This is a genomic window from Sanguibacter suaedae (assembly GCF_016342785.1).
Taxonomy (GTDB): Bacteria; Actinomycetota; Actinomycetes; order Actinomycetales; family Cellulomonadaceae; genus Sanguibacter; species Sanguibacter suaedae.
On sequence record NZ_JAEINH010000012.1, the window covers coordinates 52,792 to 66,767 of the forward strand.

Consider the following 13,976-nt stretch of genomic DNA (forward strand, 5'->3'; position numbering starts at 1 on the left):
CGGACGCAGGGAGCGTGATAGCGCCCTAGGAGGGTACCGAAGTCCATGACCGCACCAGGCAGGGCTTCCGTCCCCTCCGTGAGCAAGGTCAGCGCAGCCGCGCCTCCGCGGCCGCCCAGTGGTGCTCGTCGACCCCTGACTGCCCGGGCTCGTACCGGACGAGCCCGGCACCGCGCGCCCCGACGGCACGCAGGTCCGCGAGCGACCCGTGGAGAACACCCACGGCCCGCGCCTGGACCAGAACGTTCCCGAGCGCCGCACCCTCGACGGGCCCGGCGACCACGGGCAGTCCGGTCGCGTCGGCGGTGAGCCGGCACAGGAGGGTGTTACGCACTCCCCCGCCGACCACGTGGACCACGTCGACCTCACGGCCCGCGAGCGCGCACGCCTCGCTCACGGCGCGTCGGTAGGCGAGGGCGAGGGAGTCGAGGATGCAGCGGACGGTCTCGGCCTGGGACTGGGGTGGTGTCTGGCCGGTGCGCGTGGCGGCTGCGGCGATGCGGTCGGGCATGTCGCCGGGGGCGAGGAACTCGGGCGAGTCGGCGTCGATGACCACGGTGAGCGGGGGGACCTGGGCGGCGGCTGCCAGGAGGTCGGGGAGGTCGGCGGGGAGGCCGGCAGCGGCCCAGGTGCGCAGGCACTCCTGGAGGAGCCAGAGGCCCATGACGTTGCGCAGGTACCGGACGGTGCCGTCGACGCCGAGCTCGTTGGTGAAGTTGGCGTCCTGGCTCTCGGGGGTGAGGACGGGGGCGTCGAGCTCGAGGCCGACGAGGGACCACGTGCCGCAGGAGACGTACGCGAAGCGTTCGGTCTGGGCGGGGACGGCGACGACGGCGGACGCCGTGTCGTGCGACCCGACGGCGACGAGCGGGATCCCGGCGGGAAGTCCCAGGCCGTGCGCGACGTCGTCGAGGACAGGCCCCAGCACCTGGCCGGGTTCCACGAGGGGTGGCAGGAGGTGCGCGAAGTCCCCGACGTGCACGGCGAGGCGCGCCAGCAGGCCCGTGGCCCACTCGCGTCGTCGCACGTCGAGCAGGCCCGTGGTCGACGCGTTGGTCACCTCGGCGACGCGCCGGCCGGTGAGCCAGTAGCCGAGGAGGTCGGGCACGAGGAGCATGTCTCGTGCTGCGGCGAGCTGCGCGGTCCGCGCGGCGGCCGCGAGCTGGAACTCGGTGTTGAACGGCTGGGTCTGCAGGCCATTCACCGCGTAGTGGTCCCGGGCCGGGACGCGCTCGTAGACGCGTTCCGGCACCCCGTCGGTCCGGGTGTCGCGGTAGTGGACGGGGTTCCCGAGGAGGACCCCGTCGGCGTCGAGGAGGCCGTGGTCCACGGCCCAGGAGTCGATGCCGACGCCCGCCAGCCGGTCACCGCGCGTGTGTGCCTCGCGGCCGGCGGCCCGCAGGCCGTCGAGGACCCCCTGGTGGAGGCGCAGCACGTCCCAGTGCAGCGTGCCCCGCACGTCGACCGGGCCGTTGGGGAACCGGTTGACCTCGTGGAGCTCGACGCGCGGCTCGGCACCGCCGAGCACCCGCCCCACGATGACGCGCCCGCTCGACGCCCCGAGGTCGACCGCGACGAAAGCGTCGGCCCCCTGCCGTGCGGGCGTCACCGGAGGAACGCGGCGGCGACCCCCGAGTCCACGGGCACGTGCAGGCCGGTGGTCTGGGAGAGGTCCGGCCCGGTGAGGGCGAACACGGCGGCGGCGACGTGCTCCGGGAGCACCTCGCGCTTGAGGAGCGTGCGCTGGGCGTAGTACGCGCCCAGCTCCTCCTCGGGCACCCCGTACACGGCGGCACGCTTGGCGCCCCACCCGCCGGCGAAGATGCCGGAGCCGCGAACCACGCCGTCGGGGTTGACGCCGTTGACGCGGATGCCGTGCTCGCCGAGCTCCGCGGCGAGGAGGCGCACCTGGTGGGCCTGGTCCGCCTTGGTGGCGGAGTAGGCGATGTTGTTGGGCCCCGCGAAGAGGGCGTTCTTGGAGGCGATGTACACAATGTCGCCGCCCATGCGCTGGGCGATCATGGCGCGCGCCGCCTCGCGGGCGACGAGGAACGACCCCTTGGCCATGACGTCGTGCTGGAGGTCCCAGTCCTTGCCGGTGGTCTCCAGCAGCGGCTTCGAGATGGACAGGCCCGCGTTGTTCACCACGAGGTCCACGCCACCGAAGGCCAGCGCCGCCTCGTCGACGAGGGCCGCGACGTCGTCCTCGCTCGTGACGTCCGCACGGACCGCGACGGCCACGTCGGGCCCGCCGAGCTGCTCGGCGACGCGCTTCGCGCCCTCGAGGTCGATGTCCGCGACGACGACGCACGCGCCCTCCGCCGCGAGACGCTCCGCGATGGCCTTCCCGATGCCCGACCCGGCACCCGTGACGAGCGCCACCCGTGTGGCGAGGGCCTTGGGCGCGGGCATGCGCTGGAGCTTGGCCTCCTCGAGGGCCCAGTACTCGATGCGGAACTTCTCCGCCTCGTCGATGGGCGCGTACGTGGAGATCGCCTCGGCGCCCCGCATGACGTTGATGGCGTTGACGTAGAACTCCCCCGCCACGCGGGCGGTCTGCTTGTTCTTCCCGAAGGAGAACATCCCGACGCCCGGGACGAGGACGATCGCCGGGTCCGCGCCGCGCATGGCGGGCGACGCGTCGTCGGCGTTGCGCTCGTAGTAGCCCGCGTAGTCGGCGCGGTACGCCTCGTGGAGCTCGGTCAGGCGGGCCGTGATCTCCTCGACCGTCGCGGTCGCGGGGAGGTCCACGACGAGCGGCTTGACCTTGGTGCGCAGGAAGTGGTCCGGGCAGCTGGTGCCCAGCTCGGCGAGCGGCCCGAGCTTCTCGCGGGCGAGCAGGTCGAGGACCTCGCCGGAGTCGGTGAAGTGCCCCACCTGCGGGGCGTCGTGGCTCGCGATGCCGCGGACCACGGGCGCCAGGCGCGCGGCCTTCGCGCGCCGCTCGTCGGCCGGGAGCGCGCCGTACCCGTCGCGCTCCGCACCGAAGGGGTGCTCGCCCGCCTCCGCGAGGCGGGCCGTGCGGGCCGCCACGAACTCCTCGGCGGTGCGGATGATCTCGAGGCTGCGGGCCTCGACCTCCTCGCTCGTGGCGCCCCAGGCGGTGATGCCGTGCCCGCCGAGGATGCACCCGATGGCCTGGGGGTTCGCCTCGCGGACCGCCGCGATGTCGAGGCCCAGCTGGAAGCCGGGGCGCCGCCACGGCACCCAGGCGACACGGTCGCCGAAGCACTCGGCCGTGAGGGCCTCGCCGTCCGCCGCGGTGGCCAGGGCGATCCCGGAGTCGGGGTGCAGGTGGTCCACGTGCTCCGCGCCGACGAGGCCGTGCATCGCCGTGTCGATGGACGGCGCGGCACCACCCTTCCCGTGGAGGCAGTAGTCGAACGCCGCGACCATCTCGTCCTCGCGCTCCACGCCCGGGTACACGCCCACGAGGGCGCGCAGCCGGTCCAGGCGCAGGACCGCGAGGTTCTTCTCGGTGAGCGTCCCGAGGTCCCCGCCGGAACCCTTGACCCACAGGAGCTCCACCGGCTCCCCCGTCACCGGGTCCGTCCGGGTCCCCTTGGCGGACGTGTTCCCACCGGCGTAGTTCGTGTTCCGCGGGTCGGCACCCAGGCGGTTGGAGCGGGCGACGAGATCGGCCGCCGCGTCCTGCGTCGAGGGGGTCGTGGAGGTCGTGGTGTCGGTCATCGGTTCAGGCTCCCCATCCGGCCTGCGCGCCACCGACGCGCTCGGCCACGATCTTCTCGGTGTACCCCGAGGCCGCGAAGGCGGTCAGCGGGTCGGGTGCGAGACCCTGGGACTCGCGGAGCTCGGCCAGGAGCCCGCGGACGTCGGTGTTGTACGCGTCCATGAGCGCGCCGTTGGCGCCGAGCACGTCGCCCGACCGCTGCGCCGCCTCGAGGACCTCGGTGTCCACGAGGAGCGCCTTGGCGGTGGCCTCCTGGACGTTCATCACGGACCGGATCTGCGCCGGGATCTTGGGCTCGATGTTGTGGCACTGGTCGAGCATGAAGTTCACGCCCGAGTCCGGGGCGAGGGCCCCGGCGGACACGATCTCATGCATGATCCGGAACAGCTGGAAGGGGTCGGCCGACCCGACCATGAGGTCGTCGTCCGCGTAGAACCGCGAGTTGAAGTCGAACGCCCCGAGGCGCCCCTGGCGCAGCAGCTGGGCGACGATGAACTCGATGTTGGTCCCCGGCGCGTGGTGCCCGGTGTCGAGGACCACGACGGCGCGGTCCCCGAGCGCGAGGCAGTGCAGCAGCGCGGTGCCCCAGTCGGGGATGTCCATCGAGTAGAACGCCGGCTCGAAGAACTTGTACTCGACGACGAGGCGGTGCTCCGGGTCGAGGGCCGCGTAGATCTCCTGCAGCCCCTCGGCGAGGCGGTCCTGGCGGGCGCGGAGGTTGTCCTGGCCGGGGTAGTTCAGGCCGTCGGGCAACCAGAGCTTGAGGTCCGTGGACCCGGTGGCCCGCATGACGTCGATGCACCGCATGTGGTGCTCGACGGCCTTCTTCCGCACGGCCGGGTCCGGGTGCGTGAGGGACCCGAGCATGTACTCGTCGTCCTGGAAGAGGTTCGAGTTGATGGCGCCGATGGTCACGCCGAGGTCCGCCGCGTGGGCGGCGAGCGCCTCGTAGTCGTCGACGAGGTCCCACGGGATGTGCAGCGAGACGCGCGGGGCGGCACCGGTGTACCGGTGCACCTGGGCGGCGTCGGCGATCTTCTCGAACGGGTCCCGGGGGACGCCCTGCTGGGCGAACACCTTGAAGCGGGTCCCGGAGTTGCCGAACGCCCAGGAGGGCAGCTCGATCGTCTGTGCCAGGAGGGATTCGCGCGCCTCGTCGGTCAGCCGCAGGCGCGGGTCGTGTGCCACCATCGTGCTCTCCACCTCGTTGTGAATCGTTTCAAGCGAACTCTACGGACCCTGCGCGCACCCGGTCAAGCGCAGTTCGCGACTCAGTCACCGTCCGTGAGCACCGGGAGACCCGCGTCCTCGAGCTGGCGCTCGAGGTGGAACACCTCGTCGAGGAGCACCATCCCCTCGTCCGGCCGACCCGCGTCGGACACGAAGAACTCCGCCATCTCCGCCTGCCACCGGGCGTTCACCCCGGTCGCGGCCATGGCGGCCTGGGCCGCCGCGTAGTCGTCGACGTCCACGAAGCCCACGAGACGCCCGTCCTCCGACAGGTAGAGGTGATAGTCGCGCCACCCCGCGTCGCGGAGGGCCTCGAGCATCTCCGGCCACACGGCCGCATGCCTCTCGCGGTACTCGTCCAGGCGGTCCGGCCTGACCTGGGAGACGAAGCAGACTCGAGCCACGGGGGCCTCCTCGGTGTCGCCGCCGGGGCCACCCTGCCCTCGGCGGTGCGCTACATTCGGTGTGTGAATCGGTTCATCGACGCGATCGTGACGGTACGGCGTCCCCGCGTCGAGGGTCAAGCGCCGCTAGTATCGGGCTGCCCGGGGCGCAACGGCGCGTCCCGGTGCACACCCCACCGAGAGGCCGCACGTTGACCACCACCACGCCCCGCAGACGCGCGTCCATCAGCGACGTCGCCCGGCTCGCAGCCGTCTCCGTCGGCACCGTGTCCAACGTGCTCAACCGCCCCGACCGCGTCTCCCCCACCACCCGCGAACGCGTGCTCGACGCCATCACCCAGCTCCAGTTCATCCCCAACGGGTCCGCCCGCCAGCTCCGGGCAGGGACCATCACCACCGTCGGCGCCGTCGTCCTCGACATCGGCAACCCGTTCTTCACCGAGGTCGCCCGCGGCGTCGAGGACCGCCTCGCCGAGGACGACTTCACCCTCATGCTCGCCAGCTCCGACGAGGACCCCGCCCGCGAGTCCCGCTACCTCAAGCTCTTCGAGGAGCACGGCGTCCAGGGCGTCCTCGTCGTCCCCTCGAGCGACGACCTCGACCCCCTCCTCGAGATGCGCGCCCGCGGCGTCAACGTCGTCCTCCTCGACGCCACCTCCCCCGTCCCCGACCTCTCGTCCGCCGCCGTGAACGACGTCGCGGGCGGCCAGCTCGCGGCAGCGCACCTCATCGCCACCGGGCACACCCGCATCGCGTTCGTCAACGGCCCCCACAGCATCCGCCAGTGTCGCGACCGCTACGCCGGCGCCCTCCGCGCCTTCGACGCCGCAGGCCTCGACGCCCGCGACGGCCTCGTGGAGATCACCGCCCCCTCGCTCAACGCCGACGGCGGCGAGGCCGCGATGCTCTCCCTCCTCGCCGACCCCGCCCCCCGCCCCACCGCGGTGTTCTGCGTCAACGACCTCGTCGCCCTCGGCGTCCAGCGCACCCTGCGCCGCGAGGGCATCGCCATGCCCACCGAGATGGCCGTCGTCGGGTACGACGACGTGAACTTCGCCGGCGAGCTCGCCACCCCCCTGACCTCCGTGCGCCAGCCCAAGCACCAGCTCGGGTACCGCGCCGCGGACCTCCTCCTCGCCCAGCACGAGCAGGGCGACCGGTTCCACCACGAGCAGGTGCAGTTCCAGCCCGAGCTCGTGGTCAGGGCGTCCTCCAGTCCAGGCTGACGCCACCCGCCCCCGACCCCACGGAGCACACGACGATGTCTGCCTCTGCCACACCCGCCGCCACAGCCCCCTGGGCCCCCATCGGGTCCGAGCGCCCCCTGCGGGCCGCGATCGTCGGGACCGGCGCCGTCGCCCACCTCCACGCCCAGGCCGTCGAGCTCGACCCGCTCGCCGAGCTCGTCGCCTGCTCCAACCGCAACCCCGAGCGCCGCACCCAGTTCGCGGACCGGTACGGCATCCCCGGCCGGTACGAGACGCTCACCGAGCTCCTCGCCCAGGAGGACGTCGACGTCGTCCACCTGTGCACCCCTCCCGACCTGCACCGCGAGCAGACCCTCGAAGCGGTCGCCGCGGGCGTCCACGTGATCTGCGAGAAGCCCCCGGCCCTCTCGCTCGTCGAGCTCGACGCCATGCAGGACGCGTGCGACGGCGCCGGCCTCGCCTTCGGCATCATCTTCCAGCAGCGCACCGGCACGGCCGCCGAGCACGTCCGCGGCCTCCTGCGCTCCGGCGCCCTCGGCCGCCCCCTCCTCGCCCAGTGCGAGACCCTCTGGTACCGGGGCGACGACTACTACGCCGTCGACTGGCGCGGACGCTGGGACACCGAGGGCGGCGGCACCACCCTCGGGCACGGCATCCACCAGATGGACCTCCTCGCGCACCTCCTCGGCGACTGGCACGAGGTGAGCGCCCAGACGTGGCGTCTCGCCCGCGACACCCAGACCGAGGACGCGTCGACCGCGACCATCGTCTTCGCCGACGGCGTCGTGGCCACCGCCACGTCCTCCACCCTCTGCCCCCGCCAGACCAGCCATGTCCGCATCGACTGCGAGCGCGCCACCATCGAGGTGGACCACCTGTACGGGCACTCGCGGGACAGCTGGACCATCACGCCGGCGCCGGTGGTCGACGAGGCGGAGGCGGCGTCGTGGGCGTTGCCGGAGGACGACGAGCCGAGCGGGCACATCCCGCTGGTCCGGGAGACGTACCGGGCGTTGCGGGAGGGGACGGTGCTGCCCGACGTGGCGGCGTTCGCGCGGCGCCCGCTGGAGATCGTCACCGCGATCTACGCGTCGGCCGACGCGGGCGGGCGCCGGGTGACGGCTGCGGAGCTGCGGGAGACAGGGCTGCTGTCGACGGGGCTGGAGAGCGTGGTGCGCGACCCGCGGGCGGAGCTCGCGGCGGTGGCGGAGCCTGCCGGGGCGAGCGTGCGCGCGTGACGTCGGGTCCGCTGTTCAGGGACCCGGTGCACGACGGTGCGGCGGACCCGGTGGTGGTGCGCAACCGTGAGCTCGGCGAGTGGTGGATGTTCTGCACGGCGCGGCGGGCGACCGCCGAGGGGCCGGGCGTCGCGTGGGTGCACGGGACCGACGTCGCGGTCGCGACGTCCGACGACGACGGAGCCACATGGCTGTACCGGGGCACCGTGGAGGGCCTGGACGTCGGGTGGGGACGGAACACGTTCTGGGCGCCGGAGGTGGTGTGGGGCGAGGGCGAGTACCACATGTACGTGTCGTACATCACGGGCGTGCCGACGCGGTGGCCGGGGCACGACCGGGACATCCTCCACCTGACCAGCCCGGACCTGCTCACCTGGACGCACCGGTCCCGCCTGGACCTGGGGTCGCGTCGGGTGATCGACGCGTGCGTCCATCCGTACGCGTCGGCCGTCGGCGCGGTCCGGCCGGACGGGTCGCCGCGGGCCAGGTACCGCATGTGGTTCAAGGACGAGGCGGCGGGGTCCCACACGTACGCCGCGGACTCGGACGACCTGTACACGTGGACGCCCGTCGGTCCGGTGATCACGGGCCGCCCGCACGAGGGCCCCAACGTCTTCCGCCTCGGCGGATCGTTCTGGATGCTCGTCGACGAGTGGCAGGGACAGCGGGTGCACCGCTCGGGCGACCTCGACACGTGGGAGGCGCAGGGGCTGATCCTCGACGCCCCGGGATCGCGGGTCGACGACGCGACGATCGGGCTGCACGCCGACGTCGTGGTGCCCGGGAGCGTCTCGGTGGACGTCCCCGACGGCGCCGACGCGCCGGGGGCCGTGGCGTACGTCTTCTACTTCACGCACCCCGGTCGCAGCGGCGACCTCGCCGGGCACGAGGGGTACGCGGAGCGCCGCTCCTCGGTGCAGGTGGCGGAGCTCCGCGTCGTCGGGGGGACCCTGGTGTGCGACCGTGACGCACCGGTGGTGCCCCGGTTGAGCGCCCCCTGAGGGTGGTTCAGCGGCAGATCTCGAAGTACCAGTCGGTCACCTGCGAGAACGTGTCCGTCATCTCCTCGCTCGTCCCGTACACCTCCGGGTCGTTGATCACGCCGCCCGCCGGGAGGGCGTCCACCGTCCCGGAGATGTCCTCGTAGTACGTCCTGCTCGCGTCCCACGCCTCCACGATCTCAGCAGGGGGCTCGAGGTCGCCCATGGCGCCGAGCTTGCCGTCGATCTCGGCCCCGAGGTCCTCCTTCGGCAGCCACAGCTGCAGGGGTCCCACCGTGGCTCCGGAGCCGCCGGCCGCCTCGAAGTCGGTGCAGAAGTCGCCACCGGCCGGGGCGTCCTCGGTGGCCTGCTCGGTGGTCGGCTCGGCCGCCGACGCGGGAGCGGTGGTCGCGTCGTCACCGGAGTCTCCGTCGGAGGAGCATCCGACGAGGGTCGCGGCGAGGACGACCGCGAGCGCCGGGCCCGCCAGGGTGCGGCGGGAGACGGGACGACGGGCGGGGACGGTGGTGCGCTGCGTGGTCATGTGCTCGATCCTCCCAGCCCGGGCATGCTCGCGCCGGGCGCTGGGATGGGGAGAACACCCCATGCTCAACGGCGGCGTACCGCTCCGAGCATGCGGACGACCCTGGGCTCGCGGTCCGCGTCGCTGTCCCGTCGGGCTCGGAGGGAGGCGAGGGACAGGGTGCCGCGGAGGCGGGCCCACCGGGGCAGGTCGCCGCGGATCGCACGGACGGAGCGGTCGACGGTGAGCCAGTACTCGTCGACCTGCGCCTGCTCGGGTGGTGCGGCGGCGAAGACTGCGGCGTCGGCCCGCTCGGCGAGCTCCGGTCCGGGGACGCCGGGATGCGCGAGGGTGAGGGTGCGGGCCGTCTCGCGGCGCGTGGCGGCGGGGACGGGTGGCGTCCCGTGATCGCGTGCGGTGTCGACGACCTCGTCCCACCCGCCGCTGATGCGTGCGGCGGGGTCGGTGGCGCGCTGGCGGCGGCGCCGACGGCGGCGCTTGGCGAGGACGACGAGCAGCGGTGGCAGGACGAGGAGCAGGAGGGGGATGCCGACGGCCGCGGTGATGGTGGCGATGCGGCGCAGGTCGATCCCGGTGTCCTCGTCGTCCTGGTTGGAGTCGACGTTCGGTTCCTCGTCGTCCGCATCGGGCGGGATGGTGGGGTCGGGCGGCGGCGGGGGCGGCTGGACCACCTGGGGCTGCGGCTCCTGCTCGACGGGGGCCTCGTTCTCCTGCGGCGTCTGCGACGTGGGCGGGGTCGGGAAGTACGGGACCCACCCGACGCCCTGGTAGTTCACCTCGACCCACGCCTGGACGTTCTCGCCGGTGAACGTCACCTCCGGGTCACCGGCCTGCTCCTCGTCGGGCACGAAGCCCATGACGACGCGGGCGGGCAGGCCCTGCTGGTTGACGAGGAGCGCCATGGCGGACGCGTACTGCTCGGCGTCACCCACCATGATGTCGCCGCCGAGGAGCTCGGTGATGCGCGACGCACCGTGCCCGGAGAGCGACGGGTAGTCGCCGGCGGCTTCGATGCCGTGGCTGAAGAACCCGGTGTCGTGGAGGTACGACTCGATGGCGCGGGCGGCGAGGGCGGCGGTGGTGGCGCGGGCCGCGACCTCCGTCGAGCGGCTGGTGACGACGTCGGGGACGCCGACGAGCTGCGGGACGACGACCTGCCCGGGATCGGCGTCGCCGATCTCCTCGTCGGTGGGTACCGGGGGCAGGACCGCCTCGAGCGTGTACGACTGCTCTGGGCCCACGCCGTCGGTGAGCACGCCGGTGCCGGTCGCGTCGTTGTAGCGGAAGCCGTTGCGTGCCCGCTCGGCGCCGGGGCCCGTGAAGTCCACGGCGGTGGTGTGGCCGACGGTGGGCAGCCACACGCCGTCGAGGGCGTGGACGTCCACCTCGACCTCGACGGTCTCCCCCTGGACGCTGGTGGGGATGGCGTCACCGACGCGCCGGAACGCCCCGGACCCGTCGGGCTGGCCGTCGCCGAGGACGTTCCACACGACGCCGTCGAACGCATCCATCGTGGCGAGCCGCACGACGGCCCCCTCGGGGAGGCCGCGGACGGTGAGGAGGTCCGTCTCCTTCGCGTCCTTCATGTACGTGCGGTACCCGGAGAGGGGGCTGGGGTGCTCGCGGGGGTCGAACGGCGGCACGATGGTGCTGCGCAGCACGAACCGCGGCTCGTCGCCCCCGACCACCGGGGCGAGCAGCACGCCGCCGACGAGCGACACGACGGCGAGCAGCGCGAGGGACGTGTGCCGGCGAGGGCGCAGGTGACCGGTGCGCCACGACCCCCACGTGAGGAGGACGGCGGCGAGCGCGGTGCCGACGACGGTGACGAGGAGCCGCTCCACGGTGCCGAGGAGGATGGACAGGACGAGCACGACGACGGGGATCGCGGCGGCCGTGAGGAGCCGCACGGGGTGGCGGCGCCCGGCGGCGACGACCCCTGCGGTGGCGGCGCCGCCGAGCCCGAGGACGAACGGCACGACGAGGACGTTGCCCGCCCGGCCGAGGGGTGGTTCGAGGGTGAGGATCTGCTTCCACGACGTGACGACGCCGTCGGCGAGCCCGGTGAGCGTGTCGAGGGTGGGCACCACCCCGGCGACCGTGGTGGTGGGGACGGCGAGCGCCCCCCCGAGGAGGACGTAGAGCACGAGGAGCGTCGCGACCGTGGTCATGACGGGCCACACGCGGACCGCTGCGACGACGGCGACGAGGGCACCGGCGACGGTGCCCCCGACGACGGCGGGCAGCGCGGACGCCGTGCCGTAGACGGGCAGGAGCGGGACGAGCGCGAGGAGCACGGTGAGGGCGAGGACGACGCAGTCGACGACCTGGTGCGCGACGGGACGGGCGCGGTCGGTCGACGGCTCGACCTGCCGCACGGTGCGTGCGCGGCGGCTCACTGGGCAACCAGCCGGCGCAGGAGCCGCGGGAGCTCGGTGATGTCCCCGAGCGTCGCGACGGACAGGGTGCCCTGGGTGCGCAGCGCGATCTCGGCACCCGGCTCGCAGGCGACGAAGACGGCTCGCGTCCCGGCGGGGATGTGCACGGCGCTGGCACGCAGCTCGCTGTGCGAGGGGACGGAGCCGGTGACCATGAGCGCCAGGGTCGCGGTGGGCGCGAGGCGCGCGACGGAGTGCGCGAGGGCGCGGGCGTCGGGGGCCTTCGGGGCGAGGGCCACGCCGGCGCAGTCGTCGAGGAGGACGCGGGGCGTGCGGGACCGCACGGTGCTCGCCCCGGTGATGGCGGTGATCTCGAGGGCGTCGCGGATGACCTGCACCCCGATGGACGCGAAGGTGCTCACCGCGAGCTCGAACTCGTCGTCGTCGGCGTAGTCGGGGCGCTCGGTGGCGAGGGCGAGGGCGGTGTGGGTGCGACGCGTGTCCTCGAACTGCCGCACCATGAGGGTGCCGGTGCGGGCGCTGGTGCGCCAGTGGATGTTGCGGCGGTCGTCACCGGGGACGTACTCGCGCAGGGCGTGGAACGACATGTCGTTGTCGGACACGGTGCGCGTGGCCTGGCCCTCGAGGTCGCGGAGCACGCCCGCCCGTGTGCCCGCGAGGGACACGGTCGACGGGTGCACGTAGAGCTCGACGGGGTCGGTCCAGCGCATCTCCCGGCGGGCGATGCCCAGGGGGTCCCCGCGGACAGACCGGACGGGCCCCACCTCGACGACGGCGCGGCGGGCGGTGGGGATCGCGAAGATCTCCTCGTGGACGGCGCCGGGGCCCATGCTCGGCAGCGCGAAGCTCGCTGAACCGGCACCGACGGGGAGCTCGATCTGGGCGGGCAGGAGGCGCCGGCGCCCGTCGTTGCGCACCACGAGGGTCCCGACGGCACGCTGGCCCACGGTGACCCGTTCGTCGGCGAGGTCGAGGTCCACCGCGTAGCTGGAGCGGCCGACGGTCATGAGGACGGCGACGACGAACGCGACGGTGAGGACGCAACCCGCGACGACGAGCTCCTCCCACCCGTACCGGCGGCCCACGACCAGCGCGGCGAGGGTGCTGCCGAGGACGACCCACCCGTACCCGGACAGGGCACCGGTGCGCGCGGACACGGCCGTGCGCACCGCGCGCACGCGGTGGCGTGCGGCGGTGCGGCGGTCGGGCCGTGCGTCGTCGGTGACGGTCATGTCAGGCGGCGCGCTCCGACGGCGGGGGCGTCGTGGACAGGATGCGCTCGATGATCCCCTCGGGCGTGACGCCCGCGAACTCGGCCTCGACGTCGAGGACGAGACGGTGGGACAGGACGGCCACGGCGAGGTCCTTGACGTCGTCGGGCACCACGTAGGGGCGGCCCTGGGCGGCGGCCCACACCTTGGCGCAGCGCACGAGCGCGAGGCACCCGCGGACGCTCACGCCGAGCCGGGTCTCGGAGTCGGTGCGGGTGGCCTCCGCGAGGCGGGAGATGTAGTCGTTGATGGACCCGTCGACGTACACGGTGGCGGCGAGCTCGGACATCTCCGTGACGGCAGCCGACCGGATGAGGGGCGCGAGACGCGACGTGCGGTCGCGGGCGGCGGACCCGGCGAGGATCTGCACGGTCGACGCGTGGTCGGGGTACCCGAGGGACGTCTTCATGAGGAACCGGTCGAGCTGTGCCTCGGGCAGCCGGTACGTGCCGGCCTGCTCGATGGGGTTCTGGGTGGCGATGACCATGAAGGGCCGCCCGGCCGAGTGGGTGACGCCGTCGACCGTGACGCGCGACTCCTCCATGACCTCGAGCAGCGCCGACTGGGTCTTGGGCGACGCACGGTTGATCTCGTCGGCGAGGACCACGGACGCGAAGATGGGGCCCTTGTGGAACTCGAAGCGCCCCGACTTCTGGTCGTAGATGGTCACGCCCGTGACGTCGGACGGCAGGAGGTCCGGTGTGAACTGGATGCGGTTGTGCGTGCCGTCGATGGTCGCGGCGATGGCCCGCGCGAGCATCGTCTTGCCGGTTCCGGGCGCGTCCTCGAGGAGGATGTGCCCCTCGGCGAGCATCGCGGTGAACGCGAGCCGCACCACGTGGGTCTTGCCGAGGACGGCCTGACCCACGTTGTCCACGAGCGCGCTGAAGGTCTGCGCGAACCAGGCCGACTGCTCGGCGGTCATCGGTGAGGTCATCGGTGGGGCTGCTTCCTGTGGTCGGCCGCTGGACGGCTCGCGGTGTGCTGGTCGGTGCTCAGTGGTGCATCGGA

Annotated in this window: 11 protein-coding genes; 3 read left to right on the forward strand and 8 right to left on the reverse strand. The window is 73.4% G+C overall.

Annotated features, from left to right (window positions below):
• Nucleotides 1-88: 88 nt before the first annotated feature.
• The 4 genes from JAV76_RS13050 to JAV76_RS13065 form a co-directional block, all read right to left on the reverse strand.
• Nucleotides 89-1,609 carry a rhamnulokinase gene (locus JAV76_RS13050; RefSeq protein ID WP_198734507.1) on the reverse strand — a complete coding sequence of 507 codons (1,521 nt, stop codon included), beginning with the start codon at nt 1,607-1,609 and terminating at the stop codon, nt 89-91.
• Nucleotides 1,606-3,690, reverse strand: coding sequence for a bifunctional aldolase/short-chain dehydrogenase (locus JAV76_RS13055; RefSeq protein WP_198734508.1), 2,085 nt, complete (start codon nt 3,688-3,690; stop codon nt 1,606-1,608). Before JAV76_RS13055 ends, JAV76_RS13050 begins: the two co-directional genes overlap by 4 nt.
• Nucleotides 3,691-3,694: 4 nt before the next feature.
• Nucleotides 3,695-4,882 carry an L-rhamnose isomerase gene (gene rhaI / locus JAV76_RS13060; protein ID WP_198734509.1) on the reverse strand — a complete coding sequence of 396 codons (1,188 nt, stop codon included), beginning with the start codon at nt 4,880-4,882 and terminating at the stop codon, nt 3,695-3,697.
• A gap of 80 nt (nt 4,883-4,962) precedes the next feature.
• The gene (locus JAV76_RS13065; RefSeq protein ID WP_198734510.1) at nt 4,963-5,325 is read right to left on the reverse strand and encodes an L-rhamnose mutarotase; all 363 of its coding nucleotides are present in this window, start codon (nt 5,323-5,325) and stop codon (nt 4,963-4,965) included.
• A gap of 191 nt (nt 5,326-5,516) precedes the next feature.
• Between JAV76_RS13065 and JAV76_RS13070 the strand changes: the two genes are divergently transcribed.
• Genes JAV76_RS13070 through JAV76_RS13080 form a run of 3 tightly spaced genes read left to right on the forward strand, consistent with a single transcriptional unit; the run spans nt 5,517 to nt 8,772 of the window.
• Entirely contained in the window at nt 5,517-6,551 is a 1,035-nt protein-coding gene (locus JAV76_RS13070; RefSeq protein ID WP_198734511.1) for a LacI family DNA-binding transcriptional regulator, read from the forward strand.
• A gap of 35 nt (nt 6,552-6,586) precedes the next feature.
• Nucleotides 6,587-7,771, forward strand: a complete 1,185-nt coding sequence (locus JAV76_RS13075) for a Gfo/Idh/MocA family protein (RefSeq protein WP_198734512.1) — start codon at nt 6,587-6,589, stop codon at nt 7,769-7,771.
• Nucleotides 7,768-8,772, forward strand: coding sequence for a glycoside hydrolase family protein (locus JAV76_RS13080; RefSeq protein WP_198734513.1), 1,005 nt, complete (start codon nt 7,768-7,770; stop codon nt 8,770-8,772). Before JAV76_RS13075 ends, JAV76_RS13080 begins: the two co-directional genes overlap by 4 nt.
• A gap of 7 nt (nt 8,773-8,779) precedes the next feature.
• Here JAV76_RS13080 and JAV76_RS13085 read toward each other — a convergent pair whose 3' ends face one another.
• The 4 genes from JAV76_RS13085 to JAV76_RS13100 form a co-directional block, all read right to left on the reverse strand.
• The gene (locus JAV76_RS13085; RefSeq protein ID WP_198734514.1) at nt 8,780-9,295 is read right to left on the reverse strand and encodes a hypothetical protein; all 516 of its coding nucleotides are present in this window, start codon (nt 9,293-9,295) and stop codon (nt 8,780-8,782) included.
• A gap of 65 nt (nt 9,296-9,360) precedes the next feature.
• Entirely contained in the window at nt 9,361-11,694 is a 2,334-nt protein-coding gene (locus JAV76_RS13090) for a transglutaminase TgpA family protein (RefSeq protein WP_307844227.1), read from the reverse strand.
• On the reverse strand, nt 11,691-12,926 hold the full coding sequence (locus tag JAV76_RS13095; RefSeq protein ID WP_198734515.1) for a DUF58 domain-containing protein: 1,236 nt from the start codon (nt 12,924-12,926) through the stop codon (nt 11,691-11,693). Before JAV76_RS13095 ends, JAV76_RS13090 begins: the two co-directional genes overlap by 4 nt.
• 1 nt (nt 12,927) lies before the next feature.
• Nucleotides 12,928-13,902 (reverse strand): AAA family ATPase, encoded by a 975-nt coding sequence (locus JAV76_RS13100; protein ID WP_198734516.1) that lies wholly within the window; start codon nt 13,900-13,902, stop codon nt 12,928-12,930.
• Nucleotides 13,903-13,976 lie beyond the last annotated feature (74 nt).

Excerpts from the sequence above, each read along its gene's own strand:
- JAV76_RS13055 (WP_198734508.1), bottom strand. The coding sequence starts at position 3,690 with ATGACCGACACCACGACCTCCACGACCCCCTCGACGCAGGACGCGGCG.
- rhaI (WP_198734509.1), bottom strand. The coding sequence starts at position 4,882 with ATGGTGGCACACGACCCGCGCCTGCGGCTGACCGACGAGGCGCGCGAA.
- JAV76_RS13075 (WP_198734512.1), top strand. The coding sequence starts at position 6,587 with ATGTCTGCCTCTGCCACACCCGCCGCCACAGCCCCCTGGGCCCCCATC.
- JAV76_RS13085 (WP_198734514.1), bottom strand. The coding sequence starts at position 9,295 with ATGACCACGCAGCGCACCACCGTCCCCGCCCGTCGTCCCGTCTCCCGC.
- JAV76_RS13095 (WP_198734515.1), bottom strand. The coding sequence starts at position 12,926 with ATGACCGTCACCGACGACGCACGGCCCGACCGCCGCACCGCCGCACGC.
- JAV76_RS13100 (WP_198734516.1), bottom strand. The coding sequence starts at position 13,902 with ATGACCTCACCGATGACCGCCGAGCAGTCGGCCTGGTTCGCGCAGACC.